This window comes from Micromonospora globispora, from assembly GCF_003857015.1.
In the GTDB taxonomy this organism is placed as follows: Bacteria; Actinomycetota; Actinomycetes; order Mycobacteriales; family Micromonosporaceae; genus Micromonospora; species Micromonospora globispora.
On record NZ_QGGF01000126.1, the window covers coordinates 1 to 1,242 of the forward strand.

At 68.8% G+C, this 1,242-nt stretch carries 1 protein-coding gene; it reads left to right on the plus strand.

Annotated elements, in window-relative coordinates; all coding sequences use genetic code 11:
* Positions 1-74: 74 nt before the first annotated feature.
* A protein-coding gene (locus tag DKL51_RS04575) for an IS3 family transposase (protein WP_124811759.1) occupies positions 75-1,242 on the plus strand; the annotation gives its coding sequence in 2 pieces (ribosomal slippage) (positions 75-375 and positions 375-1,242; 1,169 coding nt annotated over the 2 pieces). This gene is flagged as partial in the annotation.

Here is a 1,242-nt window from a genome sequence, read left to right on the forward strand (position 1 = left end):
GGGAGTTGCCCCCTGGTCCTGGACACTTGAACCTTGGATCGTGATGGTCCGGGGAGATCAGGAGTCCCTGACAGATGGTGAACAAGCACTACCCCGCGGAGTTCAAGGCCGACGCGGTGGCGTTGTACCGGTCTCGGCCTGGGGCGACGATCGCGCAGATCGCTGACGATCTCGGGGTCAACCGGGAGACGTTGCGTAGCTGGGTCCGCGCCGATGATCGACGCAGGGGCGCAACGGCCGGGTCGGCGGCCTCCGTGGCGGGCTCGCAGGCGTCCGGTTCGGTGGAGGACGAGAACGCGCAGTTGCGGCGGCGGATCCGGGAGTTGGAAGAGGAGCGGGACATTCTGCGGAAGGCGGCCCGGTATTTCGCCGGGGAGACGCGCTGGTGAACCGCTTCCAGTTCGTCGCCGACCACCAGCAGCGCTATGGCGTGAAGCGGTTGTGTCAGATCCTCGGGGTGTCCCGGTCGAGCTACTACTACTGGCGGTCCACGGCGTCGGCCAGGGCGGCACGAGAGGCCACGGATGTCGCTCTCGCGGGCCGGATCCGGGCGGTGCACGCCGCTCACGACGGCACCTACGGGGCACCGAGGATCACCGCCGAACTCCGCGATGCCGGACAACCGGTCAACCGGAAGCGGATCGCCCGGGTGATGCGCCGCTTCGGCGTGCACGGTCTACGACTACGCCGCCGCGTCCGCACGACGGTGCCGGACCCGGCCGCGGCGAAGGCCCCGGACCTGATCGGCCGGGACTTCACCGCCCCGGCCATCAACCAACGCTACGTCGGTGACATCACCTACCTGCCGGTCGGTGACCGCGGCTTCCTCTACCTGGCCACCGTCATCGACCTGCACTCCCGGCGCCTCGCGGGCTGGGCGATCGCCGACCACATGCGCACCGACCTGGTCATCGACGCCCTCCACGTGGCGAAGCGCACCCGGGGCAGCCTCGACGCAGCGATCATGCACACCGACCACGGAGCCCAATACACATCGAGGGCCTTCGCCGCAGCCTGCCGGGCCGCCAACATTCGGCAGTCGATGAGCGCGGTCGGTAGCTCCGCCGACAACGCCGCCGCCGAATCATTCAACGCCACCTTCAAACGCGAAACCCTCCAAGGCCGCCGCGCCTTCACCGACGAACGCGACGCACGGCTCACCGCGTTCCGCTGGCTGCACCGCTACAACACCGTCCGACGCCACTCCCGGCTCCGACAGCAATCCCCGATCACCTACGAGAG